26 protein-coding genes, 1 tRNA gene and 1 pseudogene are annotated in these 24955 nt (G+C 42.6%); 24 read left to right on the top strand and 4 right to left on the bottom strand.

Features of this window, described 5'->3' with window-relative positions:
* Positions 1-170: 170 nt before the first annotated feature.
* On the top strand, positions 171-1268 hold the full coding sequence (gene ldpA, locus AC2VE5_RS09485; protein ID WP_486887505.1) for a circadian clock protein LdpA: 1098 nt from the start codon (positions 171-173) through the stop codon (positions 1266-1268).
* A gap of 56 nt (positions 1269-1324) precedes the next feature.
* On the top strand, positions 1325-3055 hold the full coding sequence (locus AC2VE5_RS09480) for a R3H domain-containing nucleic acid-binding protein (RefSeq protein WP_486887534.1): 1731 nt from the start codon (positions 1325-1327) through the stop codon (positions 3053-3055).
* 136 nt (positions 3056-3191) lie between these two features.
* On the opposite strand, the gene AC2VE5_RS09475 is transcribed toward AC2VE5_RS09480, so the two are convergent.
* The gene (locus tag AC2VE5_RS09475; RefSeq protein WP_486887504.1) at positions 3192-4070 is read right to left on the bottom strand and encodes a class I SAM-dependent methyltransferase; all 879 of its coding nucleotides are present in this window, start codon (positions 4068-4070) and stop codon (positions 3192-3194) included.
* A 137-nt stretch (positions 4071-4207) separates the two neighbouring features.
* On the opposite strand from AC2VE5_RS09475, the gene AC2VE5_RS09470 reads away from it, so the two are divergent.
* The 14 genes from AC2VE5_RS09470 (at position 4208) to AC2VE5_RS09405 (ending at position 17148) form a co-directional block, all read left to right on the top strand.
* Entirely contained in the window at positions 4208-4531 is a 324-nt protein-coding gene (locus AC2VE5_RS09470; RefSeq protein ID WP_486887503.1) for a hypothetical protein, read from the top strand.
* Between the two features lie 465 nt (positions 4532-4996).
* Complete coding sequence (locus tag AC2VE5_RS09465; protein ID WP_486887502.1) at positions 4997-6256, top strand: DUF4912 domain-containing protein; 1260 nt, start codon at positions 4997-4999, stop codon at positions 6254-6256.
* Positions 6257-6506: 250 nt separating this feature from the next.
* Positions 6507-7070, top strand: coding sequence for a hypothetical protein (locus AC2VE5_RS09460; protein WP_486887501.1), 564 nt, complete (start codon positions 6507-6509; stop codon positions 7068-7070).
* Between the two features lie 6 nt (positions 7071-7076).
* Entirely contained in the window at positions 7077-7463 is a 387-nt protein-coding gene (locus tag AC2VE5_RS09455; RefSeq protein WP_486887500.1) for a C6orf136 family protein, read from the top strand.
* Positions 7464-7917: 454 nt separating this feature from the next.
* A complete protein-coding gene (locus AC2VE5_RS09450; RefSeq protein WP_486887499.1) occupies positions 7918-9153 on the top strand; it encodes a sedoheptulose 7-phosphate cyclase in 1236 nt (411 codons plus the stop codon).
* Positions 9146-9958, top strand: coding sequence for an O-methyltransferase (locus AC2VE5_RS09445; RefSeq protein WP_486887498.1), 813 nt, complete (start codon positions 9146-9148; stop codon positions 9956-9958). The genes AC2VE5_RS09450 and AC2VE5_RS09445 overlap by 8 nt, the downstream gene beginning before the upstream one ends.
* A 47-nt stretch (positions 9959-10005) precedes the next feature.
* Positions 10006-11334 carry an ATP-grasp domain-containing protein gene (locus AC2VE5_RS09440; RefSeq protein WP_486887497.1) on the top strand — a complete coding sequence of 443 codons (1329 nt, stop codon included), beginning with the start codon at positions 10006-10008 and terminating at the stop codon, positions 11332-11334.
* 160 nt (positions 11335-11494) lie between these two features.
* Complete coding sequence (locus tag AC2VE5_RS09435; protein WP_486887496.1) at positions 11495-12622, top strand: family 43 glycosylhydrolase; 1128 nt, start codon at positions 11495-11497, stop codon at positions 12620-12622.
* Between the two features lie 62 nt (positions 12623-12684).
* Entirely contained in the window at positions 12685-13857 is a 1173-nt protein-coding gene (locus tag AC2VE5_RS09430) for a TRC40/GET3/ArsA family transport-energizing ATPase (protein WP_486887495.1), read from the top strand.
* A 226-nt stretch (positions 13858-14083) separates the two neighbouring features.
* Positions 14084-14371 carry a hypothetical protein gene (locus AC2VE5_RS09425; RefSeq protein WP_486887494.1) on the top strand — a complete coding sequence of 96 codons (288 nt, stop codon included), beginning with the start codon at positions 14084-14086 and terminating at the stop codon, positions 14369-14371.
* The gene (locus AC2VE5_RS09420; RefSeq protein WP_486887493.1) at positions 14371-14772 is read left to right on the top strand and encodes a type II toxin-antitoxin system VapC family toxin; all 402 of its coding nucleotides are present in this window, start codon (positions 14371-14373) and stop codon (positions 14770-14772) included. The genes AC2VE5_RS09425 and AC2VE5_RS09420 overlap by 1 nt, the downstream gene beginning before the upstream one ends.
* A 242-nt stretch (positions 14773-15014) precedes the next feature.
* Positions 15015-15893: a restriction endonuclease gene (locus AC2VE5_RS09415; protein ID WP_486887492.1), complete on the top strand. Its 879-nt coding sequence runs from the start codon at positions 15015-15017 to the stop codon at positions 15891-15893.
* A 128-nt stretch (positions 15894-16021) separates the two neighbouring features.
* On the top strand, positions 16022-16315 hold the full coding sequence (locus AC2VE5_RS09410; protein ID WP_486887491.1) for a small RNA NsiR4-regulated ssr1528 family protein: 294 nt from the start codon (positions 16022-16024) through the stop codon (positions 16313-16315).
* 86 nt (positions 16316-16401) lie between these two features.
* Positions 16402-17148, top strand: a complete 747-nt coding sequence (locus tag AC2VE5_RS09405; protein ID WP_486887533.1) for a DUF561 domain-containing protein — start codon at positions 16402-16404, stop codon at positions 17146-17148.
* Between the two features lie 29 nt (positions 17149-17177).
* Here AC2VE5_RS09405 and AC2VE5_RS09400 read toward each other — a convergent pair whose 3' ends face one another.
* The gene (locus tag AC2VE5_RS09400) at positions 17178-18299 is read right to left on the bottom strand and encodes a DegT/DnrJ/EryC1/StrS family aminotransferase (protein ID WP_486887490.1); all 1122 of its coding nucleotides are present in this window, start codon (positions 18297-18299) and stop codon (positions 17178-17180) included.
* A gap of 116 nt (positions 18300-18415) precedes the next feature.
* On the opposite strand from AC2VE5_RS09400, the gene AC2VE5_RS09395 reads away from it, so the two are divergent.
* From AC2VE5_RS09395 to AC2VE5_RS09370, 6 genes and pseudogenes are all read left to right on the top strand, one after another.
* A complete protein-coding gene (locus tag AC2VE5_RS09395) occupies positions 18416-19192 on the top strand; it encodes an ABC transporter permease (RefSeq protein WP_486887489.1) in 777 nt (258 codons plus the stop codon).
* Positions 19193-19194: 2 nt separating this feature from the next.
* A complete protein-coding gene (locus AC2VE5_RS09390; protein WP_486887488.1) occupies positions 19195-20100 on the top strand; it encodes an SDR family oxidoreductase in 906 nt (301 codons plus the stop codon).
* Positions 20101-20178: 78 nt separating this feature from the next.
* Positions 20179-21354: an ATP-grasp domain-containing protein gene (locus tag AC2VE5_RS09385; RefSeq protein WP_486887487.1), complete on the top strand. Its 1176-nt coding sequence runs from the start codon at positions 20179-20181 to the stop codon at positions 21352-21354.
* A complete protein-coding gene (locus AC2VE5_RS09380; protein WP_486887486.1) occupies positions 21351-22238 on the top strand; it encodes a succinate--CoA ligase subunit alpha in 888 nt (295 codons plus the stop codon). Before AC2VE5_RS09385 ends, AC2VE5_RS09380 begins: the two co-directional genes overlap by 4 nt.
* Positions 22239-22813, top strand: a pseudogene (locus tag AC2VE5_RS09375) (alpha/beta hydrolase). It abuts the gene before it with no gap.
* 75 nt (positions 22814-22888) lie between these two features.
* Positions 22889-23155 (top strand): alpha/beta hydrolase family protein, encoded by a 267-nt coding sequence (locus tag AC2VE5_RS09370; RefSeq protein WP_486887485.1) that lies wholly within the window; start codon positions 22889-22891, stop codon positions 23153-23155.
* Between the two features lie 100 nt (positions 23156-23255).
* Here the strand turns inward: AC2VE5_RS09370 and AC2VE5_RS09365 are convergent, their stop codons facing one another.
* Entirely contained in the window at positions 23256-23465 is a 210-nt protein-coding gene (locus AC2VE5_RS09365; protein WP_486887484.1) for a beta-ketoacyl synthase N-terminal-like domain-containing protein, read from the bottom strand.
* Positions 23365-23787 carry a beta-ketoacyl synthase N-terminal-like domain-containing protein gene (locus AC2VE5_RS09360; RefSeq protein ID WP_486887483.1) on the bottom strand — a complete coding sequence of 141 codons (423 nt, stop codon included), beginning with the start codon at positions 23785-23787 and terminating at the stop codon, positions 23365-23367. Before AC2VE5_RS09360 ends, AC2VE5_RS09365 begins: the two co-directional genes overlap by 101 nt.
* 132 nt (positions 23788-23919) lie before the next feature.
* Between AC2VE5_RS09360 and AC2VE5_RS09355 the strand changes: the two genes are divergently transcribed.
* Both AC2VE5_RS09355 and AC2VE5_RS09350 read left to right on the top strand, forming a co-directional pair.
* Positions 23920-23993 (top strand) — tRNA-Pro (locus AC2VE5_RS09355).
* Positions 23994-24348: 355 nt separating this feature from the next.
* Complete coding sequence (locus AC2VE5_RS09350; protein WP_486887482.1) at positions 24349-24912, top strand: Uma2 family endonuclease; 564 nt, start codon at positions 24349-24351, stop codon at positions 24910-24912.
* Positions 24913-24955: the final 43 nt, after the last annotated feature.

The following is a 24955-nucleotide window of genomic DNA, read 5'->3' as shown; positions in this document are numbered from 1 at the left end:
TTTTGTAGCCAGCTAAGTTTTAAATACAAGGAATTTTAGGCGCAGCGAATAAAAATGCGATCGCATAAATGCTGTTTATCTAGCAAGGGTTGGATGATTGAGCAAAAAAAATCTCCAAACTTTGCTGAAAATCGCTGCTATTTTTTTCCTAAGCACACTAGCATATAGAGGTGACTAATTCGTACTATCCCTTACGCTCTCTACAACAAGGTAACTGGCTCAAGCTGATTTGCGGGGCTAGTTTTCAATATCTACCCTCGGTAAGAAATTTAACTTTAGCTTATGCTCTTTCGGGTGTAGATTGTATTGATGTTTCCGCCGATGCGGCGGTAATTACCGCAGCCAAAGCAGCGCTACAAGTAGCACTTTCTCTGAAAAGCGCAGCACAAAATCGGGGCTACGGGATTAAACAGTTACCTTGGTTGATGGTAAGTTTGAATGCCTCTGAAGATCCGCATTTTCGCAAAGCCGCCTTTGACCCCTTAGCTTGTCCTCCAGAGTGTCCGCGTCCTTGCGAACCCATTTGTCCGGCGCAAGCAATTGTATTTGAACGCTTAGAAGATGACTTTTCTGGGGTATTAGAGCCTAATTGTTATGGTTGCGGGCGATGTTTGCCAATTTGCCCCAGTCAATTAATTAGAACTCACTCTTATGTAGTTCCAACAGGCGACTTCGCAAGCGTAGTATTATCTCAAGGAGTTGATGCCGTTGAAATTCATACCCAAGTAGGTCAATACTCGGAATTTGCCAATTTGTGGCGTAGCGTCAAGCCTTGGGTAAGTAAGCTGAAATTAGTAGCAATTAGTTGTCCTGACGGGGAGGGCTTAATTGACTATTTATGGAGTATATACGAACTAATTTCACCCTTAGAGAGTGCGTTAATTTGGCAAACCGACGGGCGACCAATGAGTGGCGATATTGGGGATGGTACAACAATTGCGGCGGTAAAACTAGCTCAGAAAGTTTTAGCTGCTAATTTACCCGGCTACGTGCAGTTAGCCGGAGGAACTAATAGCTATACTGTCCCAAAGTTGCAAAAACTAGGGATGTTGGGCAGTAACTTAGGAGGGGGTCGCATTTCTGGGGTTGCCTATGGTAGCTATGCCCGCGTATTGTTATCGCCCGTACTAGAACGATTAGAACAATTACAAATAAATAAAACCAATGAAGTACCAACTGTTGGCTTAGAACAAGAACCCCAATTACTTTGGGAAGCTGTAGATATGGCTCAAACTCTAGTCTCTCAGCTTAAACCAATTGCTTGCTAAAAGTTTCCGCTCCCTTTGCCCTATCGCTCTACGTTAATAACGTCACTGTAGAAAGAATGCAGATTACAGACGATCTCCAAAAACTAATTGATATTTTGCCGCTAGAAATTCAACAAGCCCTAGAGCAACACGAGTTGCGCGATAGCTTAGTTGAAGTGGTGATGGATTTGGGTCGCCTCCCCGAAGCCCGTTTTCCCAATCGAGCCGAATATTTATCTCAAATTCCAATTTCTCAAGCACAGTTGAATGATTGCATCGAGCGCGTCGGACACTTTGGCGGCGATAATCGCGCGGGAATTGAGCGAACTTTGCACCGCATTAGTGCTATCCGCAATCGCACCGGGAAAATTATTGGTTTGACTTGTCGTGTCGGTCGAGCGGTTTTTGGCACAATTGACATGATCCGCGACCTTGTAGGTACGGGTCAATCAATTTTGATGCTTGGTCGTCCAGGGGTAGGCAAAACTACCGCCCTAAGGGAAATTGCCCGCGTCCTGGCTGACGAACTCAATAAGCGTGTAGTCATTATCGATACTTCCAATGAAATAGCTGGCGATGGCGATATTACGCACCCAGCAATCGGTAGAGCTAGACGAATGCAAGTAGCGCGCCCCGAACTTCAGCATCAAGTAATGATTGAAGCCGTGGAAAACCATATGCCAGAAGCGATCGTTATTGATGAAATTGGTACAGAACTTGAAGCAATGGCAGCCCGTACCATTGCCGAACGAGGCGTACAGCTAGTTGGCACAGCCCACGGCAACCAAATTGAGAATTTGATCAAAAACCCTACTTTGTCCGATTTAGTCGGCGGTATTCAAGCGGTAACGCTGGGAGATGAGGAAGCAAGAAGGCGACGGACGCAAAAAACTGTTCTAGAGCGCAAAGCCCCGCCCACGTTTGAAATTGCGGTAGAAATGCAAGAGCGCCAACGCTGGGTAATCCACGAAAGCGTAGCCGATACCGTAGACAATTTGTTGCGCGGAAAGCAGCCAACGCCTCAAGTCAGAACAGTTGGCGAAGATAATAAGGTCACAATTACTCAAGAACAACCCGTAGTCAAAACTGCACGTTCTAATAGTTCTTGGCAAGGTGGGGAGGAGATATTAGAGTCAAATGTGACTACAATGCGATCACCTGGATGGAGAGAAACAGGTAAAATGGTTCCGATGCCCCAAGTGGCTAAAGAGCGCATTTCTGGGGAAGGAGAGTTTGACCGCTTACTAGAGGAATCTTTTGACCGTTTTGGTTATAGCCCAAGTCCCGGTCCAAATGGCGAAGATTTGCCTTTGCATATTTACCCTTACGGGGTCAGTCGCAGCCAATTAGACCAAATAATTGAAGTGCTGAATTTGCCGATAGTGCTGACAAAAGATATTGATGGGGCAGATGGTATTTTAGCATTGCGATCGCACGTCAAGAGTCATTCTAAGTTGCGTCATATTGCTAGAGTTCGCCAAGTGCCTATTCATATGATTAAAGCTAGTACCATCCCGCAAATTACTCGCTCTTTGCGGCGGCTGCTAAATATGGATGAACCAGGGCTTGGCGACGAGCGAGAAATGAGCTTGTTTAGCCAAAATGGTAGCGAAGATGAAATGGATGCTTTGGAGGAAGCAAGGCTTGCAGTAGAGCAAATTGTTATTCCTAAAGGGCAACCTGTGGAGCTATTACCCCGCTCTCCGAAAGTGCGGAAAATGCAACACGAACTTGTTGAACACTACCGCCTCAAATCTGACAGTTTTGGTGATGAACCCAATCGCCGCTTACGGATCTATCCGGCGTAATAAGTAGGAAAAACCAAGATATGGGGGGTTTGCCCCCCAAACCCCCTGCAAAAGTGTCTTGTCTACGGGTACGCTAGTTCTTGGGCAATAGACCTCTATAAAAGATTTATTAGTCAGCTTAAGCTGAGTTTAGCTATTAGCCTGGGGTTTTAACCCTAGGTGGGCTAGGATGACTTTCTTTCTTGCCTAAAGCAAAAATTGCTGGCACATCTAACCAAATTCCTTTATCTGTCGCCAATTCCCCAACTTCTGCTAAATGCTCTGTTTTAAACTGTTCTAGTTTTTCTGGTTGAATTTGCGACACGGAATGACGAAAGCCTGTATGCCAGACAATATCCCACCACTCGTCTACATTGCGGAGATAGTAACCTAGTTGCTCAGTGCGAATTTCAATATCTTCTATACTCAAGCCTGCTTGCTGCATCAAATCTCGGCATTTTTGAGGAGTACTTAACCTTGGAAACCCTCTAGATGGTGGCAATACAACGCCATAATTATTTTGAATTCGGTTTGCATACATTTCGCGCATCGGATTAAAAGAGGTTTCCCCAAAACTAGAAAAAGCCACTACACCGCCGGGTTTAGTCACGCGCCGCCATTCTTTCAACCCCGCTAGCATATCGGGTAAAAAGAAGATTCCTGAAGCACAAACTACTCTATCAAAACTGCTGTCCTCAAAGCTGAGATTTTCCGCATCTCCTAATTGCAACTCGATATTGTCTAAACCAGCTTTGGTAGTATTTTGCCGCGCAACTTCCAGCATATCGGGAGCAATATCAATGCCAACTACTCTACCTTTCTCACCCACAAGGGTTGAAAGAGCGATCGCACTAGCACCTGTCCCCGTCGCGACATCTAATACAGTTTCTTGATTTTTGATTGTAGTTATTGCTACCAACCTCCTCGCCGTCAAAGCCAAAAACCGCACTGCTTGGCGATCGTAGCCCACCGATGCGAGATTAAACCCTGCCGCTACTTTCTGTTTGTGTTCGCTAGATGTGGAGTTTTGAGTCATAGTTTTTTAGATAAATTTGGTTAGAAGTGCGATCGCAAGTTTTTGTAAAAAATATTGCAGTTTGTAACTATTTTTGTATCGCCATACACTATTCCTTTAGACTGATTGAAATAAAAAATCTTGGGATAATAAGCTATATGCAAATCCTAAACTTGGGTTGGCACAATCTGCTAATGATTTTTTCTTTCGGTGCTTGTATTACTGGTCTTTTACTACTAATAGATACAAAGTCTGACAAAGTAAACGAGTTAGAAGAAAGCGAACAAATCTTATTTAGAATGACTTTTACTTACTGGATGGTTTACTGCGTTTGCGTTGGGCTGCAAAAGCTTGGTTTACCAGAAGGTGAAATTGTCCTGATGAGTGTAAATATTACTGCTGCTTTATCTTACTTTTTAACGTTTGCTTGCGTGTTGTGCTTGCCACTACATCGGTTTTCAGTCAAACAAGTTGAGCAATAGTCGATACATTCACGCATTCAGCGTTAATAAAAAGGGTCAACCAGAGTAATTACTCTGGTTGACCCTTTTTTACGCTCTTAGAGTTTGTCATCAAATCGCAACAAATTGAATGTCAACTAAAAATATGTCATGAAAATATGACATAACGATCCCCAAAAGGGTAATGAATGCGTATATATGCTTAAACTAACTGCTATAAACCTTGATCCCAGCCTAGATTTACTGCTAAATATTGAATAACAGAGCGATCCCCAAGCTCTAAAGAATACATCTTTATAAAATTGCTGGAAATTCAGGTGGATAAGACTTGAATTAATCCAGACAGTAAATAGCAAAGCTGTAACTGTTTAACAAATAGGTGTAACAACTGCATAACTCCTAGTTCTAGACTTATGGCGACATACTGAACAGAGTTTTTGCCCGTAAAGAAAATGATTCACCGCTCAAACTACCGGAGAACACATCATGGCAAAAGAACGCCCCCCCTTAGAGGAGATGACATTGCGTCAACTACGCAAAGTTGCAAGTGAATGTAGCATCTCTCGCTATAGCCGAATGCGTAAATCGCAACTGCTGGCGGCAATTCAACAAGTCCAGCGCCCAAAATCTGTAATCTCATCTCAACCCCTAGAGGCACAAGAAGCCGTGGAAGCAGCAAAATTTGAATTAGGTACTGAAGATCGTATCGGTGGTTCTATTTCTGATATAGATGAAGGACTTGCCGATTTACCTGCTGGCTACGGTGAAAGCCGAATTGTATTGATGCCCCGCGATCCCCAATGGGCTTACACTTACTGGGATATTCCTAATGAGCGCAAAGAAGAAATGCGTCGCCAAGGAGGACAGCAATTAGCATTGCGGATTTACGATGTTACCGACATCACCTTAGAATACCAAAGCCCCCATAGCATTCAAGAATACCCCAGCGACGAACTAGCAAGAGAATGGTACTTGCCAATTCCAGTGAGCGATCGCGATTATGTGGTAGATATTGGCTATCGTTGTGGTGATGGTCGCTGGCTTGTTTTAGCTCGTTCTATTCCCGTCCGCGTTCCGCCTGTTTATCCTAGCGATTGGATTGAAGATCAATTCGTTACTGTTGATTTTGAAGAAGATTTGCGCGGTAAGACCGTACTTGAATTAGTCACCCCTGCTAAACGCATGGCAGATAGCGCTATAGCTAGTCAGCAAGCGGCTACCCCCGGAGCTTATGGCAACCCAATTTATGATGATATTTTTGGGATGGCTCAAGGTGCGGAAGCTCAAAGAGTCGCAGGTTCGCTCTTTGGTTCAATGCAGCAAGCTCCCATACACGAACAAGCTATTAGTTCTTACGTGTTCCCTTCGGGCGTAGGTATGTGGGCAGTTCCTACTGCCTCTGGTTTAACCATGTCTGGCGCTGGAATGTCTGGAATTGGTTTTGGTGCTTCTATGGCTCCAATTCGTCCGCGTCAGTTTTGGTTAGTGGCGGATGCGGAGTTGATTGTCTACGGGGCAACGGAGCCGGATGCTACAGTTACAATTGGCGGTCGTCCGATTAAGCTCAATCCCGACGGTACTTTCCGCTATCAAATGTCTTTCCAAGATGGTTTAGTTGACTACCCAATTATGGCGGTAGCTGTAGATGGAGAGCAAACGCGCTCAATTCATATGAAGTTCAATCGCGAAACTCCATCGCGCCATACCAATACAAAGGAAGAAGCCGTACCAGAATGGCTAAGCTAAAAATTAACCCTTGATAAATAAAAAATCCCTAATAAAGCATTAGGGATTTTTTGTGACTATTGTGCTACTACTTGCGTAGTAGTTATTCAAAAATAATTGCTAATTTTTTAAGTAGAAACCCACCCAGCGATACAAGTAGCTTGTTTGGATATTAATTAATATTAATAATTATTGATCGTTTTTTGGCAGCAAAAGACGTATAAATCATCACTAAATAAATTTCAGATAACTAGCTCCATAAATTAAACCTATGACACCTCAAGAAATCGCCAATACGTTAGTACAACTGTTCGATCAAACAACTGTAACAACGATCGCACCTGGTTCGTGGCAAATAGAAAAAGACAATTTACGCTTATTAGTATTGTTATCGGAAGATCAGTCATGGCTAAGGATTTTGCTACCAATCATCTCCGCCCAAGTAGCCAAGCCATTTATAGAGCAATTTTTGGAATCTAATTTTGATGATACTCAAGAAGTGCGCTATGCGTTGCATCAAGGCGTAGTATGGGGAATATACCAGCATAACCGCGAAAGTTTGCAGCCAAGTGATTTAAGCGCCGCGATCTCGCGATTAGTAACTTTGCATCAAACAGGTTTAACAGGTGTATTTAATCAGCTAGTTGAGAGCCGAATCGGTCAAATTGTCGAAACCGCCAAGCTTCAAGGACAATCTTTAGACACTACTTTGCAAACTCTAGATCGTTTCTATGAAGAAGGAGTATTAGGCGACCTCGAACAAAGTGCAGAGTCACGCGAACAAGTTTTAACCGCTTGGCGACGGCAATTAGAGCGGATGTGGGCAGAAAAATAGATTTTTATGGATATTGTTGAAATACTTACGGACGATTATCGTAGATTTCCAGTCAATCAGACTTTTAGCCTTTATGCCCAAGATGTGTTTTTTCAAGATCCGTTGAATAAATTTCGCGGTATTAAAAAGTACAAGGCAATGATTGGCTTTATCAATACTTTTTTTATTGCCCCAAAGATGGACTTGCAGGCAATTAACCGAGTGGGTGACACAATTAAAATGGAGTGGGTTTTGAGTTGGAATACTCCTCTCCCGTGGAAACCCCGGATTGCTATTCCTGGCTGGAGCGAACTAAAGCTTAATGCTGACGGCTTAATTGCTTCCCATATTGATTATTGGAATTGTTCTCGCCTTGATGTGGTAAAACAACATTTTTCCAAACATTCAAGTTAAATAACTAATAAATACCTGCTTATAGAGACGTTTCATTGGAACGTCTCTATTTTTTAATTGCTGCAGAAAAAAGTATTGATAAAACTGTCTTTAACTCGATTCTCAGTCATAAATAAGCATAAATACGTTAAATCCAATCACAAGAATTCCTTAACGCTCCCTTATCCTAAAAATCCTAACATTTCCTCTTAATCTTATTTCTACCTTTTGGTAGTGTAAAACCTCTCTTAGGATCATTAAATTAAATATGAGATGATTTTGCCCTTTCGTAATTGCTAAAAACGGTGATTTTTGGGATTATACCGTCATTTTTGAGTGAAAAATTTAGAAGGCTCCTAGTTTTCATCAGTTCGCGCTATCAAGCGATGCTTTGGACTCAATAGCAACGTTTTATCACAGGCAACACTAACACTGTTGCATTAGCCGCTATTAACTGTAAGTAAACACAAAACTCATGAGTATTGTTCAAGCAAAATTTGAAGCAACTGAAACTGCCTTTCATGTAGAAGGATACGAAAAAATTGACTTCAGTCTAGTTTTCGTCAACGGAGCTTTCGACATCAAAAACCCAGAATTAGCCGATAGTTACAAAAACTTTGGGCGCTGTTTAGCAGTAGTCGATTGCAATGTAAATCGGCTGTATGGTAGTCAAATAGAGGCATACTTCAAGCACTACAACATTGATTTAACTGTATTTGAACTTGCAATTACCGAACCAACAAAAACTCTAGAAACCTTCGAGACGATTATCGATGCCTTTGCTGACTTTGGTTTAGTTCGCAAAGAGCCTGTTTTGGTAGTAGGTGGTGGATTGACAACCGATGTAGCTGGTTTTGCTTGCGCCTCTTACCGCCGCCGTACCAACTACATTCGCATCCCCACAACGCTAATTGGGTTAGTAGATGCGGGAGTAGCAATTAAAGTTGCAGTCAATCACGGCAAACTCAAAAATCGTTTGGGCGCTTATCACGCACCAAAAAAAGTAATTTTAGACTTCTCTTTTTTACAAACTTTGCCTACTTCAGAAGTACGCAACGGGATGGCAGAATTAGTCAAAATTGCTGTAGTCTCCAACTCCGAAGTATTTGAGCTATTGGCAGAGTATGGCGAAGAATTACTCAATACTCATTTTGGTTACATCGACGCAAGCGAAAAAATTAAACAAGTCGCCCAAGAAGTAACCTATAAATCAATTCAAACCATGCTGGAATTGGAAACACCCAACTTGCATGAATTGGATTTAGACAGGGTAATTGCTTACGGACACACTTGGAGTCCAACTTTAGAATTAGCGCCCTCTGTACCCTTATTACACGGTCATGCTGTAAACATTGACATGGCATTGACTGCAACGATCGCCCAATTACGAGGTTACATCACCATTGAAGAACGCGATCACATTTTGGGCTTGATGAGCAAAATCGGTTTAGCCCTAGATCATCCTTTACTCGAAATCGAGCTACTGTGGTACGCTACGCAGTCCATTACCCAAACTAGAGACGGCTTGCAACGCGCCGCCATGCCCAAACCCATCGGCGAATGCTTCTTTGTTAACGATTTAACCATTGAAGAATTAGAAGCGGCTTTAAGCGAACACAAGCGCCTTTGTACAGCTTATCCCCGTGCTGGGGCGGGAATAGATGGGTATGTAGGTAGCTACCAGCAATTGGTAGGAACTAACAATGTCTAAGGTAGAGCCTCGCCCGGTTACTCCCTTAGGGATTTTGGTAGAACGCTTAGAAACGGCGCTAAAGATGGCGAGAGAAGCTAAAGTAGCAACTCCGGTTATCGAACAAATGGAGAAAGCGCTGAATCTAGCGGCGGGAATAGATCCGTACATAGAAAAATGTACTACTAGCGAATCACCAGAATTGAAAGTAATCGCTTTAAATACCCAAGCCCAAAAATGGAGCGAAAAGTTTTCTAATGGCGCTACTGGGCGAGAGTTAGAACAAGAAATGCTTTCGGGACACTTAGAAGGACAAGCCTTAAAAATGTTTGTTTATATGAGTCGCGCTCAAAGTATTTTGGACATTGGAATGTTTACGGGTTATTCGGCGTTAGCAATGGCGGAAGCATTGCCAGAAAAGGGACGATTGGTAGCTTGCGAAGTAGATGCATATGTTGCCGAATTTGCTCAAAACTTGTTTCAATCTTCTCCCTACGGGGCAAAAATCCAAGTGGAAATAGGTGAAGCGCTAGAAACTTTAGACAAATTAGCAGCTAGAGGAGAGTCTTTCGACTTGGCATTTATTGATGCCGATAAAAAAGAATACGTGCAGTATTACCAAAAATTGCTAGACTCCAACCTGCTATCGCCCCAAGGATTTATCTGCGTAGATAATACCTTGCTGCAAGGGCAACCATACTTATCAGAGCAATCTGCCACTGGAAAAGCGATCGCCGAGTTTAACCAAATAGTGGCAGACGATCCGCGCACGGAGCAAGTATTGTTACCAATTCGTGATGGATTGACGATTATTCGGCGAGTTTAACTTACAAGGGCGCACCTAGCTTGTGCGCCCTCTACAAACTTTTGATTATGGAGCGATCGCACTTGTTAGCATTGTTTCAAAACTTAGGTACTTTAGCCCTACTTGCGATCGCATTTCCCTTTAATTGCATCGTTGTTTTAGTGGCGCTACTAACTTCTAGGCGACTTCCCCAAGCTACGGTTGCTAAGGCTCAAAACATTTTGATTAGTGGCGGTAAAATGACTAAAGCGCTGCAATTAGCGCGATCGTTTTACACGGCGGGACATCGAGTAGTTTTAGTCGAAACTGATAAATATTGGTTGACTGGACATCGGTTTTCTCGCGCTGTCGATGCTTTTTACACTGTCCCCGCACCGCAAAAAGATCCCAATGGTTACATTCAAGCGCTAGTAAGCATTGCGAAAAAAGAAAATATCGATGTATACATTCCTGTTTGTAGTCCAGTTTCTAGCTATTATGACTCCCTAGCCAAACCCGCTTTAGCTGGCTGCTGCGAGGTGTTTCACTTCGATGCTGATATCACAAAAATGCTCGATGATAAGTTTGCTTTTGCCCAAACTGCGCAAAGTTACTCTTTATCTGTCCCCAAGTCCTACAAAATTACTCATCCCCACCAAGTCCTCGACTTTGATTTTTCCAAAGAGCAACACAAATACATTCTTAAAAGCATTCCCTACGACTCTGTTAGGCGTTTAAACTTAACCAAACTTCCCTGCAATACTTGCGCCGAAACTGAGGCATTTGTCAATAGCTTGCCTATCAGCGAAGAAAAGCCCTGGATTATGCAAGAATTTATAACTGGTAAAGAGTATTGCACCCATAGCACCGTTAGAAATGGCGAATTGAGACTGCATTGCTGTTGCGAGTCTTCAGCTTTTCAAGTTAACTACGAAAATGTAGAACAGCCGGAGATTTTGCAGTGGGTAAGCGATTTCGTGAGGCAATTGGGAATTACCGGACAAGCTTCCTTTGATTTTATTAGAGCAGAAGATGGGACTATCTACGCCATTGAATGCAACCCCCGTACACACTCCGCCATCACGATGTTTTACAACCATCCAGGGGTAGCAGAAGCTTATTTGAGCGATCAGCCTTTAAAACCATTACAACCGCTAAGCGACAGCAAGCCGACTTATTGGCTATATCACGAAGTTTGGCGGCTAAACGAAATTAGATCATTTTTGCAATTGCAGACATGGTTTAAAAATATTCGACGCGGGAAAGAGGCAATTTTTGCCCTTAACGACCCGCTACCTTTTCTGATGGTGCATCACTGGCAAATTCCCTTACTTTTACTTGACAATTTGCGCCGACTAGCAGGGTTCGTCAGGATAGATTTTAACATCGGTAAACTTGTAGAGTCCGGGGGAGACTAATAAATAGTGAATGGCACAACCCACTCGCAAGGTAGATTATGCCAAGAAACCTTAAATAATTCTTTTTCTATTATCTCGTACAAGGCGATCGCATTTTCTTAATTTATTCTTAAATGTTTACACAATTTTAATCTCTTTTTGGCTATAAAGACATTTGACCATGCACCTAAATCCTTTACAACAAAAGATTCTCAGCATTATTGAGCCATTACCGCTAAGAAACGCGCTAGTAAAATCAACAAACTTAATCGAGACAAGCCAAGTTGGTTTAGGCGAAACCGTAACAAAAATGTTGCGACTTCTGCGCCGTCGTCAACCGATGAATTGGGACCCTTGGATTTTGAAAGATGGCGATATTTACCGCCTTTACTATCTACGTGGCTTAGAAGGTCAAAATCCTTGGTGGACAGTCAGCAAGCTTTGTGGCGCTATTTCTACCGATTTGCAGCACTGGCAAGATTTAGGTACGCTTCTTGCTCCTGAACCTGCAAATTATTGGGAATCCGGCAGAATATCGGCGGGGTACACTTACAAAAAAAAAGATACTTATTACTTATTTTTTTTTGCTGGGGGCAACGAAGGCATCCACTTAAAAAAAGAAGTAATTGGTTTAGCTACATCCCAAGATGGATTGCATTTTTCCCGGCAAAACTACATATTAAAACCAGAAGACAACGATCCTTGGTACGGGCGCAGTAATTGGACTAATCATTTTCATTGGCGAGATCCTTACATCTTTAAAGATGATAAAACAGGTAAATATTATATGTTTATCTGTGCCAGTTTAAAAACTTCTGGCAATTTCCAAGGCTCAATTGGTCTAGCTGTAGCTGATAAAATTGATGGTGAATACAAAATTTTGACCCCAGTTATAAATATTCCTGAAGACACAGAAAACTGGGCTTATTACCACATGGAAAGACCGCAAGTTATTTATAAAAATGGCAAATACAACTTATTTTTTTCTTGCTTCAAAATGTTGATGAACCCAAAATGGGCGCAACAAAAAAACAATAGAAAAATTACTAATTCATCATTATATTGGTACGTTTCTGACAACATCGAAGGAAATTATCAACCCGTAAATCGGGATAACTTTATAGTTAGCGGTAGTGAAAAAACTGGAATGTATGGAACAAATTTTTTACAAATATCAACCCAACCAGAACAAATTATTGCCTACGGGTGGTATCACAGGCTACATACATTAGGAGTTTCCCCACTGCTGGGCGTAAATTGGGACAACGACAGCAACTCATCAATTAGCATAGGTGGCTTCGCACTTTAGCAATTGCGAGTGATAAAGTAAATAAATATTAAAAATTCTCACGGGTAGGACAAAACTATATCATGCGTGTAATCCTGATGACAGGTAAAGGCGGAGTCGGCAAAACTTCTGTAGCGGCGGCGACAGGACTGCGTTGTGCAGAGCTTGGCTATCGTACTTTGGTATTAAGCACCGATCCCGCGCACTCTTTAGCAGATAGTTTTGACTTAGAATTAGGACACGAAGCGCAACAAATACGTCCCAACCTTTGGGGAGCAGAATTAGACGCTCTGATGGAACTAGAAGGCAACTGGGGAGCGGTAAAGCGCTACATCACCCAAGTCTTGCAAGCGCGTGGTTTAGATGGCATTCAAGCTGAGGAATTAGCAATTTTGCCAGGGATGGATGAAATCTTTGGCTTGGTACGCATGAAACGCCACTACGACGAAGGCGAATTTGATGTATTAATTATCGATTCTGCGCCTACAGGTACAGCTTTGCGGTTATTGAGCTTACCCGAAGTTGGCGGCTGGTATATGCGCCGCTTTTACAAACCATTTCAAAATATCTCTGTAGCCCTCAGACCGCTTGTAGAGCCATTTTTTAAACCAATTGCTGGTTTTTCTTTGCCAAATAAAGAAGTAATGGACGCTCCTTATGAATTTTACGAACAAATCGAGGCATTAGAAAAAGTATTAACAGATAATACGCAGACTTCTGTGCGCTTAGTTACCAACCCCGAAAAAATGGTAATCAAAGAGTCGTTGCGCGCTCATGCTTACTTAAGTTTGTACAATGTAGCAACCGATTTAGTAGTAGCAAATAGAATTATTCCTGCCGAAGTTCAAGATCCATTTTTCAAACGTTGGAAAGAAACTCAAGAACAATATCGCCAAGAAATCCACGAAAATTTCCACCCTTTACCCGTAAAAGAAGTTCCTTTGTATTCCGAGGAGATGTGTGGTTTAGCAGCATTGGAAAGATTGAAAGAAACTTTGTACGACAACGAAGATCCAACGCAAGTTTATTACAAAGAAACTACCTTAAGAGTTGTTAGAGAAGATAATCAATACAGCTTAGAACTTTACTTACCAGGTATTCCTAAAAACCAAGTCCAGCTAAATAAAACGGGTGACGAACTAAATATTACTATTGGCAATCATCGACGTAATTTAGTTTTGCCTCAAGCTTTAGCAGCCCTGCAACCTGCGGGAGCAAAAATGGAAGAAGATTACTTAAAAATTCGTTTTGCTTAAGAATTGTATTTTTTAACTTTTGCGATCGCATTACTTAACCTAAGCATTCGCCGCCTATAAATTGCTAGAGAGTGCGATCGCATTTACTCGGAGAATTTGTCTATAGTTTGACAAAGAGTATTTCTGTCCATTAAGTTTTTCACATCTTTAGCACTCAAGTTTCAGTCAGCCGTTTGATTGTATGGGGCTATAATTTTATTAATATCTAGCCCTAGTGCCTAGCCTTATGAGCCAAATTTTGACTCTAGAGTTAAACGACAAAGTTTTCGCTGCTATTCAAAAGCAGGCACAGAATATTGGTATTCCTCCAGAAAGCCTAGCAGCAAATCTTCTAGAACAGAAGTTTTCCCAGATTGATCATCTTTTGCTGACAGAAACAGAAAAACAGAACAGACGAGCAAAATTTGAGCGCCATTTTGGAACACTCGATTTTGGTTGTACCGTAGATTTAGATAATGAAAGCATTGATGCGGATTTAGCAAAAGAGTATTCTAGTACCCATGAAGAAGGGTAATGTTGCTCGATACTTCTGGTTTGCTTTGCCTACACTACAAAACCGAGCCGCTTCACACTCAAGCTCGTATCAAGTATCAAAAAGCCGTAACTCTCTTGACTCATAGCTATGTTATTGCTGAGTACCTTGCATTAGCAAATGCTCGGCGGTTTCCTCGCTCATCTGTCCTTGGCTTTGTAGTTGATTTGCTAGATAACCCAGACATAAAGACAGTCTGGGTAGATGAGCCTTTGCACCGATACGCAGTTGAGCTATTGACACAGAGGCAGGACAAAACTTACTCTCTGTGCGATTCAGTTAGTTTCGTTTTAATGCGTCAGCGAGGAATTACTGAAGCTTTAACTACTGACCGACACTTTGAGCAAGAAGGTTTTACTCGTTTGCTGCGACCAGCAACCTAACAACCATGTTATGGAAGGAAGCTCGAAAGTCTCTACTTGCCATCGCTAAACACGCACGTTTGTAGGTGCGATCACATTACTCAAAACAAGCATTCGCCGTTATAGAAATTGCTAGAGAGTGTGATCGCGTTTGATCGCTTAGATCCCTACCAAAGCCTATGTTATGTTATCACCAGGTAAAGAGAAAAAGCTATGACTGCTTTAGTACGAAAACTAACAGATACCTTCGTTTGAGACAATCAATGGGCGGTTCAAAATTTGTTCAATTCTTCTCACCTATTATTGAAGTTCTTAAAGAATTAGGTGGTTCTGGTCGCCCATCGGAGGTAAGAAATGTGATCGCTAAACAACTAAATATTTCTGAACAAGATAGAACAGAATTACTTTCAGGGGGCGCACCCCGTTTTGACAATCAAGTTGCGTGGGCAAGATTTTATTTAGTTAAAGCAGATTTAGTCGATTCCTCAAAGCGAGGCGTTTGGAGTCTCAGCGATAAGGGTAGAGAAATCAATGCTTTATCTTTTGATGCTGCAATGACTATTTTTCGACAAATTCGCGTAGAGTTTCAACGTGAAAAAGATACTCAAGAGAAGGGATCTCCCAAAGACGAACCTGATGAAGAAACGATCGCGCCAAATGATACCGCCGTTAGCGATGGCTCCTTATATCGTAAGAACTTACTCGAAGTCTTGATGTCACTGCCGCCATCTGGGTTTGAGCGTCTTTGTCAAAGATTACTTAGGGAGTCAGGGTTTGAGCAAGTAATAGTCACAGGGCGTTCGGGGGATGGGGGAATTGATGGGCAGGGTATCTTACAGATCAATCCCTTCGTTAGCTTCAAAGTGCTGTTTCAATGCAAACGGTATTCAGGTACAGTGTCCGTGTCGCAAGTTAGAGATTTTCGTGGGGCAATGATGGGTCGGGCAGATAAAGGCATTATCCTAACGACTGGAACATTTACATCAGATTCTCAAAAAGAATCAGTACGAGATGGTGTACCACCTATTGAATTGGTCAATGGAGAGAAATTACTCGATATGTTTGAGCATCTAGAACTTGGTTTAGTGCCGCGCACAACATACAATATCGATTTTCATTTCTTCAAAGAGTTTCAATCGTAAAGTTATTATCTTTAACTAATTGGCATAAATACCAACTTCTCAAGTAGTGCCTTAAAGATTTTTAGCCCCTGTAAGGGTTACTCAAGCCTGATAAAATAATCTTTGCCTATATTAATGACTTGAGACAAATGAACCCAGACGCAAAAACCACCACTGGCGCGGATGCAATTGATGTCGCGATCGCATCAGGAACCGATTTTGATGGTTCTCCTATTCCCCAAGCCAAACTAGGGCTGTATCATCAAGTTATGGGGTTGGAATCCGGTAGACAGCGCAGTGGCGTATCTAACACTATGCGATCGCGCATTGTCCGCATTGGTGCAAAGCACATTCCCCAAGCCGAACTTAATCAAATGCTAATAGACGCGGACTTTGCACCTCTAAAAGATAAAGAAATTGCCTTTTACTATAGCGGTAAATAGTTGATTTTGTACCAATTTTGCCAGATGGTATTGGCGATCGCACAATACTATCCAAATTACCCTTACTAATTGCAGGAGCTACATTTATGACAATGGATCGATTATTACAACGCGCTTTTGATTCTTCCGCCGTACTCAAAGTTATTAGCGGCTTAAATAACTTTAATGCCGATCGCGTAGCTGCAACAATTAGAGCCGCCGAACTTGGTGGTGCTACTTTTGTAGATATTGCTGCCGATCCTAATTTAGTTACTTTAGCTAAACAATTGACAAATTTACCTGTTTGTGTGTCTGCTGTAGAACCAGAACTATTTGTGCAAGCAGTAGCCGCAGGCGCAGACTTAATTGAAATTGGTAACTTTGATAGTTTTTACGCTCAAGGGCGGCGCTTTGAGGCTGTAGAAGTATTAGCTCTGACTTATCAAACTCGCAGCCTGTTACCCAGCATTACTTTATCTGTAACCGTTCCCCACATTTTAGCCCTCGACTTGCAAGTCCAACTAGCCGAAGACTTGGTTAAAGCGGGAGCCGATATTATTCAAACTGAAGGCGGAACCAGCACTAGCCCCGTGCATGGCGGGACGTTAGGACTGATAGAAAAAGCCGCACCTACCCTCGCTGCCGCCTATGAAATTTCTCGCGCTGTAAGCGTTCCTGTATTGTGCGCTAGTGGCATATCGAGCGTTACTGCACCCCTGGCGATCGCATCTGGAGCCGCCGGGGTTGGAGTTGGTTCGGCAATTAACCAACTCAACAGCGAAGTTGCGATGATTGCCGCCGTCCGCAGCTTGGTAGAATCAATGGCTGGCGTTCGTAGCCGGACTTTTGCCTAAATTATTAGAGACGTTCCGGCGGAGCGTCTCTACAGCAAACAATCTTTGAGACTATAAACTACCTGTTGTTGCTGCTCTAACGAAAGTTCGGGAAACATCGGTAAAGACAATACTTGCCCTGATGCTTGCTCTGCAACCGGGAATTGTCCATTGCTATAGCCTAAATACTCGTAAACGGGCTGTAAGTGTAAAGGGCGCGGGTAGTAAACCATTGAAGAAACCCCACGCTCTTGCAGCAAGTCGCGCACTTCATCGCGTCCTTTTAGTACCCGAATTGTGTACTGATTCCAAACGGCAATAGATCCAGCTAATTCTTGCGGGGCAACGATTCCGGGAATCGGACTGAGTAATTGCTGATAGTTAGATGCGATCGCGCGCCTTTGAGAGTTCCAAGAGTCAAGATAGCGCAATTTTATCTGCAAAATCGCCGCTTGCAAGGCATCTAGACGGCTATTGATGCCATTTTCGGCGTGAATGTAGCGTTCTTTTTGCCCGTGTTCTCGCAGGCTTTTGATGGTAGATGCGATCGCCGGATCGTTGGTTGTTACCGCTCCCCCATCGCCACAAGCACCAAGATTTTTGGTAGGGAAAAAACTAAAACAGCCCACTCGCCCAATACTACCTACTTTAGAATCTCCCCACTCTGCTCCGGTAGACTGGGCGCAGTCCTCAATTACGGCGATTTGGTGCGTAGATGCAACTTCCATTAGCCCATTCATATCCACAGGTTGCCCAAAGAGGTGAACGGGAATAATTGCTTTAGTTTTAGCTGTAATTGCTGCCGCTACAAGCTCTAAATTGAGGTTAAAAGTGGCTGCATCAATATCGACAAATACAGGAGTTGCGCCTACCGCCGCGATTACTTCGGAAGTAGCGATAAAAGTAAAAGGAGTAGTAATTACTTCGTCGCCTAAACCAATATTTAAAGCTCTAAGGGCTAAGTACAGCGCATCCGTACCTGAATTGCAAGCTACGCAATTTGATACACCAATATAATCAGCAAACTGCTGTTCAAATCCTTCAACTAGAGTTCCACCAATATAACGCCCAGATGCCAATACCTTTGAAACAGCTTCGTTGACTTCCACTTCAATACTTTTATACTGCTGCGTCAAGTCGAGAGGAGGGATAAAATTCACGCTTCGATCCATAAGTTTTAATTTTAATATCAAACCAAATTTTGTTTAGTTAGAAGATGTTATTGATACATTTTTAGCTTTGAGAACGAATAAAGCTAGAAATTGTTTCCCATCCAAGGAGTTAGGTAGTGGAAGGTTTAATTAAGCTAGATTTGCTAGATTTATTTTTAGCACTGGGCATGATGGTATTTGCTATTGGTTTATCGGCTTGGCAGCAATTGGGCTTAGAATGGACGCTGGCGATCGCAACTGGTCGAACAATCCTCCAATTGCTAGTAGTTGGGTATATATTAGCGTTCATCTTTGCTTTAAATAATCCTTGGGCGGTTTTAGCGATTTTGCTTGTTATGCTCTCTATTGCTGCTATTGTCGCCCGTAACCGGATCGGTAAAAAAATTCCTCGCGTTTTACCTTTGGTATGGGGGTCAATTTTTATCAGCACAGCTTTAACTTTAGGTTATACAACGTTGCTAGTGATTCAACCACAAAGTTGGTACGAGCCTCAGTACCTCATTCCCATCGGCGGGATTATTTTTGGTAATTCGATGAATGGCGCGGCGATTACTGGCGAAAGATTAGTTAGCACTATCAACGCCAGTCACTTAGAAATTGAAACTCATCTTAGTTTAGGTGCAACTCCGGGGCAAGCTGTAAATAAATATCGCACCGAAGCCATCAAAGCTGGGCTGATTCCGACTATCAACTCCATGATGGTTGTGGGTATAGTCACCCTACCAGGAATTATCACCGGGCAATTGTTAAGCGGTATCGATCCATTAGATGCCGCATCTTACCAAATACTGGTGATGTTTATGCTGACTTTTGCTAACTTAATAACTGCTCTATTAGTGACTCAGGGGCTATGTCGTCAGTTTTTTAACAGTGCTGCACAGTTAGTAAAGTAACAATGTTTAATCAACCACCAAATTTAGCCGAGCAAATTGTCTTAATTACTGGTGCGTCTACAGGAATTGGAGCCGCTCTAGCCCAAATTTTGGCACAGCAGTTTTTGGGGATTAGATTAGTATTAGCTGCTCGTAATGCCGAAAAGTTAGAAGAAATTGCAACTATTTGCCGCAAAGCTGGAGCGGAGGTATTAGTTGTACCTACCGACTTAGAACAAAGTGAAGCAGTAGAGAATTTAGCAAAAAGTGCGATCGCGCATTTTGGCAAAGTAGATGCTTTAGTAAATAACGCTGGTTATGGGCAAATGGGTCCAATCGAGTTAATTCCCGATCGAGCAGTGCAGCGACAATTTCAAATCAATGTTTTAGCACCTTTAACTTTGATTCGAGCTTTAGTACCCGCGATGCGCGAGGCTGGAGGCGGAAGAATTATTAATATTAGCTCCCTAGGCGGACGCTTGGCATTTCCTTTTGGTGGGATGTATAGCGCCTCAAAGTTTGCTCTTGAAGCTCTCAGCGACTCTTTGCGTATGGAACTAGAACCTTTTAATATCCAAGTAAGCGTCATTGAGCCGGGACCTGTGAGTACAGAATTTTTTATCGCCGCCGCTCAAGCAGTGGAAGAAAATGTAATCAATCCCGAACATACCCCCTACCGTGCAGCCTTCGAGCGGCTAAAAGGACTAGAAGCTCGGACAAAAAGCCGCGCTTGGACATCGGAACGGGTTGCAGAAGTTATTGTAATTGCTTTAGCTAGTCGCCGCCCCAAACCCCGGTATATTGCCGCTACTGGAGGTAGGTTAGTGTTATTTATGATGACAAAAATTTTGCCTACTAAGGTTGTAGACTCTTTTTGGCAGCGCTTTTATGGCATCGATCTTGTCGCCCAAGAATGGAAAAATCGTTAAGCTCGATATTCAAAGCTAGAAAAACTCAGCGATAGGCTGTAGGGTAGGGGAATTGAGATTAAAAACTGAAGACTGAAGATGGATTTATTAGAGTACCAAGCCAAAGAATGGTTCCGCGAAACGGGCATTCCAGTATTACCATCTCAACGCATTGACCGAATTGGCGACCTTAAAGGGTTGAAAATTCCCTATCCAGTGGTACTCAAATCTCAAGTACGTACAGGCGGACGAGGACGGGCGGGGGGAGTACGGATTGTTACAAATACTATAGATGCGATCGCGGCGGCTCAAACTATATTTCATCTGCCCATCTTAGGTGAAGTCCCAGAAGTGCTACTCGCGGAAGCGAAATACAATGCAGATAAAGAATTTTACCTAGCTGTGGTATTGGACAGCGCCACTCGTAGACCCGTACTTTTGGGTTCTTCTCAAGGTGGTATTGATGTGGAATCATCGGAAGAATTACTCCAACAAGTAGTAGTAGATCGAGAATTTTCACCTTTTTATGCCCGCAAATTGACTATTAAAATGGGATTGCAAGGGGCTTTAATTGGGTCAGTGAGCGATATTGTCGAAAAGATGTATCAGCTATTTTTGCAAAAAGACTTAGATTTAGTTGAGATAAATCCTCTAGGCGTAACCGCTACCGGGGAATTGATGGCGTTAGATGGCAAAGTGACTGTTAATAGTCGGGCGATCGCTCGTCACGCGGACATCAGTTTAGTGGCACAAAAAATGGCAAATCGTGCTAACAGTCAAAACTACTTTGATATTTTAAACAATGCCGATTTAATCGACAGGGCGGGCAATATTGGTATCTTAGGCAATGGTGCGGGACTTGTGATGGCAACTTTGGATCTTGTTAGCGATGCGGGAGGAAAAGTAAACACTTGCCTAAATATCGGACATGGCAGTAATTTAGATCCTTCCAAGCCTAGTTTTAGCGATCGCTTAGAACAAGGTTTAGAACTATTGGCGCGAGACAAAAACATTCAAGTTATCCTCGTCAATATCCTTGGCAGCGTTCTTAAAGGGGTAAAAGTAGCAGAATCTGTGAGTAAGTTTGGCGAAAATAGCCCGCCAAAAACCCGTAATGGGTCTTATCCCCGCTTAATTGTTCGTTTTGCTGGATCTGAACTAGACTCAGCCAAAGATCAATTTGCAGCCTTAGCAATTCCTCTAATCGAAAACTTGGATGAAGCCGTTTTGCAAACCGTCCGTCAAGCTAAGTCTTCTCCAACTAGAAAGTCATGAATTTACAGCCTGACAGTAAAATTTTGTTCCAAGGTATCACTGCCGAACTTTCTGCAACTCACGGAGTACAGATGAAAGTTTATGGCACAAATGTAGTTGCTGGCGTTAACCCCGGATTGGGGGGACAATCCTTTGATGATATTCCGGTATTTGACCTAGTAGAACAGGCATTAGCCGAAGTTGGGTCAATTGATACGACTTTAATTTTTGTCCCCGCTTACCAAGCTTTAGACGCGGCACTAGAAGCAATGTCGGCGGGTATTCGGCAAATTATTATTGTCTCCTCTGGAATGCCACCATTAGATATGGTGGATTTGTTGCGTAAAGCTGAAGCCACCGAAACTATCATCGTCGGACCAAATAGTCCCGGAATTATCGTACCGGGAAAATTACTTTTAGGTACGCATAGAAGCGAGTTTTACACTCCCGGAGCGGTGGGAATTGTTAGCCGTAGCAGTACCCTAACCTATGAAATAGCTTTAGAACTAACCAAGGCAAATTTAGGGCAATCTATGGCAGTAAGTATAGGCGGTGATGCGATCGCTGGATCTTCGTTTTTGCAATGGCTGCAAATGTTTGATGAAGATGAAACGACAAATGCGATCGTTTTGGTAGGCGAACTTGGTGGTAATAGCGAAGAAGCCGCCGCTCATTACATTGCTGAAACTATAGACAAGCCTGTAATTGCTTATATTGCAGGGAGAAAAGCCCCCGCCGAGAGACACTGGGGACACACGGGAACTTTAGCCGCCGTTGTCGGTAGAGGTGGCGATGTAGGTACAGCCCAAAGCAAGTTAGCCGCTTTCAAGTCTGCTAAAATTCCGATTGCGGAAAAACCTTCGCAAATTCCCGATTTAGTCAAAAAAGCCTTGAAAAAAGCGTAGATGAGCAAACTGCGAGTTTTGGCGCTGGGGATTTTTTCTACTATCTTGACTGCTTTACCTGTCAGCGCCGCCCAGCGCATTTATGTTAATTATGGTTCTTTGGGCTTTTCGTTTTCGGTTAGTGATTTAGAAACCTTTGCCCAGGAAGAAAAAATCGATCGACAATTAAGTTTTTTCTCAAGGGTTTAAGTCCAAAACAGCAAACTCAATTACGAGATTTTTTGCGCAAACGCTACAATCTTAAGCCTGTAACTATCTCTAGAGTTAGCTATTCCATTACTGGAGAGCGGCTGCTAAAGCGGTTTGGATTGGTAATTAAAACGCAAAGCGGTCAAAATGGTTTTTACGGAATTAGAGCGGCGATAGTTCAATCGGCGGCTACTCCTGAAAGATTTACAGCAATTAATTTTTTACGAAAATTTCCCACAGATATCCGCATTGATATTGGAGAAGTTCTTAAGTTTACTAAGCAAATTTCTAATTTGCTTAAAGATACCGATACTTTGGTTGCTCAACTTGGCGAACAATCTCCAGCAAGTAAAAACAGTAATTACGATCGCTTACCAGACTTATAGCGGTTCGCACTTGAGTGCAGTACACCTTAAGCATGACCTCACAGTAATTAAATCCTAAAGCTGTACTTTATCGGAATGAGAACTGCTGTAAGAAAACCCGGCAACTTTAGTATTTCTAGGCGCACAATCAACTTACACGATGCAAAACGCGATCGCACGGTTGTTGTCAATTTATATATACCTACTGCTTTTAAACAATCCCAAGTTCCGGTAATTGTAATTTCTAATGGTTTAGGCGGACAACGCGATCGCTTTATACTATTAGCTCAACATCTAGCCTCCCAAGGCTTTCTAGTTGTTGTTCCCGATTATCCTGGTAGTAACGATCGAAAACAGCAATAATTCTTTGCTGGATTGTACAAAGAAAATTTTGATGCGGAAGAATATATCAATCGTCCCCTAGATATAACTTATGTTTTGAATGAGTTAGAAAAGCTCAATCCTATTGAGTTTGAGAGCAAGCTAAATTTGCAACAAGTAGGAATTTTTGGCTATTCTTTATTCGGTTTACCCCCGATGCGATCGCTAAATCGCACTCTCGACTTCGTAAACTAGAAGCCGCTAAATTTACCGCCACTAGAGACGACGAGCAAGCGGTATCTACAGATATACTCGATCCAGTCAAGCCCAAAATATAAGACAATCGCCGCATCAAAATCCTGTAAATGAGGGACAAATCCACCGTAACGCGCGTACATTTTGCCCGGAGCATTTGCGTCCAAATCGTAGTAAGCATCAATATCCCAGCGATCGGCGGCAACTTCGGTAATTCCACTTTTGCCATCAATCAACATCTGCCAAAAATCTTCTGAGCGATCGCCCGTTTGGGGAAATCGACAACCTACACCGACAATTGCGATCGGTTCATTTCTTGCCTTTTCCAAAGCTTCTAGCTTGGACTGCATTTGTTTGAGTGCTAGTAAGGCGCGTTTGGTAGGAGATAAGTCTTCTCCCGGTTCTGAGCGATCGATCATTTACTTATTGGATAGAGCGCCAAGTTTTGAACTCCACTATATCTTAATCAATAGTTTACGTACAGCATCTTAGTGTTTGATTTAGTGGGTTTGGTGTAGGATAGAAAGGCGTGAAATGTCAGCATTTCTTCGCGGGATGTAGCGCAGCTTGGTAGCGCACTTCGTTCGGGACGAAGGGGTCGCTGGTTCGAATCCAGTCATCCCGACTTTAATTAGAGTGCGATCGCACTTTAATAGTCGCAACCTTTGATTTGGTTTTGACATAGCTAATTTGACGCTCATAGGGGGCAAAAGATCCCACTTTGCAACAAGTCTACTTACTTGATGCGATTGGCATTGTCGTTGACGATTTGGGGCACAGATCTGCTAAAACTTTGCTAGTGGCAGCATCTATCGTTGCAGTGACTATATAACCACACGATTTAGCGCTCAACGAATCTTTACCAATTGCTCTTACACCTCGTTTCAACTGGCAAATAATTCAGATTCTTAGGAGAAAAAATGCTTAACTTTCTCCACTAATAACCATCAAGCTTATCTAACAGCTATTGCTTAACTACCATGACACAACTAGCACAAAAAATTTATACCCCAGCAGAATATCTGGAATTAGAAGCAGCAGCAGAAATACGTCACGAGTTGATTAATGGCGAGATAATACCAATGGCAGGAGGAACAACTAAGCACAATGAAGTAGTGACAAATTTATGTCTTTTACTTAAACCGCAATTACGTCAGCAAAAAGGAAAAGTTTATACAGAAAACGTGCGGTTATGGATACCAGAATTTAATTTGTTTACTTATCCTGATGTAATGCTAATAGCAAGCGAACCGATTTATTACAGTGAAAGTCAAACAACAGTAACAAATCCCGTCGCTATTGTCGAAGTTTTATCTGATTCGACTAGAGATTACGACCAAGGACGTAAGTTTGGTTTTTATCGCTCTGTAGCCAGCTTACAAGAATACATATTAGTTGAACCCGAAAAACTGTTAGTTATGCTTTATCGTCGGGGAAGTAGGAAAGAATGGTCTTTGCATATATTGGAAGCCCAGACTGATGTAGTACAAATAGAATCGGTGGGAGTAAAGATGCCTTTACAAGGGATTTATGAAGGCGTTTGAGGGCAGTATTTGTACTCCCAGGACATCCCCGCGTAAAATGCGA

The organism is Aliterella sp. E5.1 (assembly GCF_057473825.1).
Note: the sequence above shows the minus strand (reverse complement) of the source record. Positions and strands in the feature narration are given on the sequence as shown.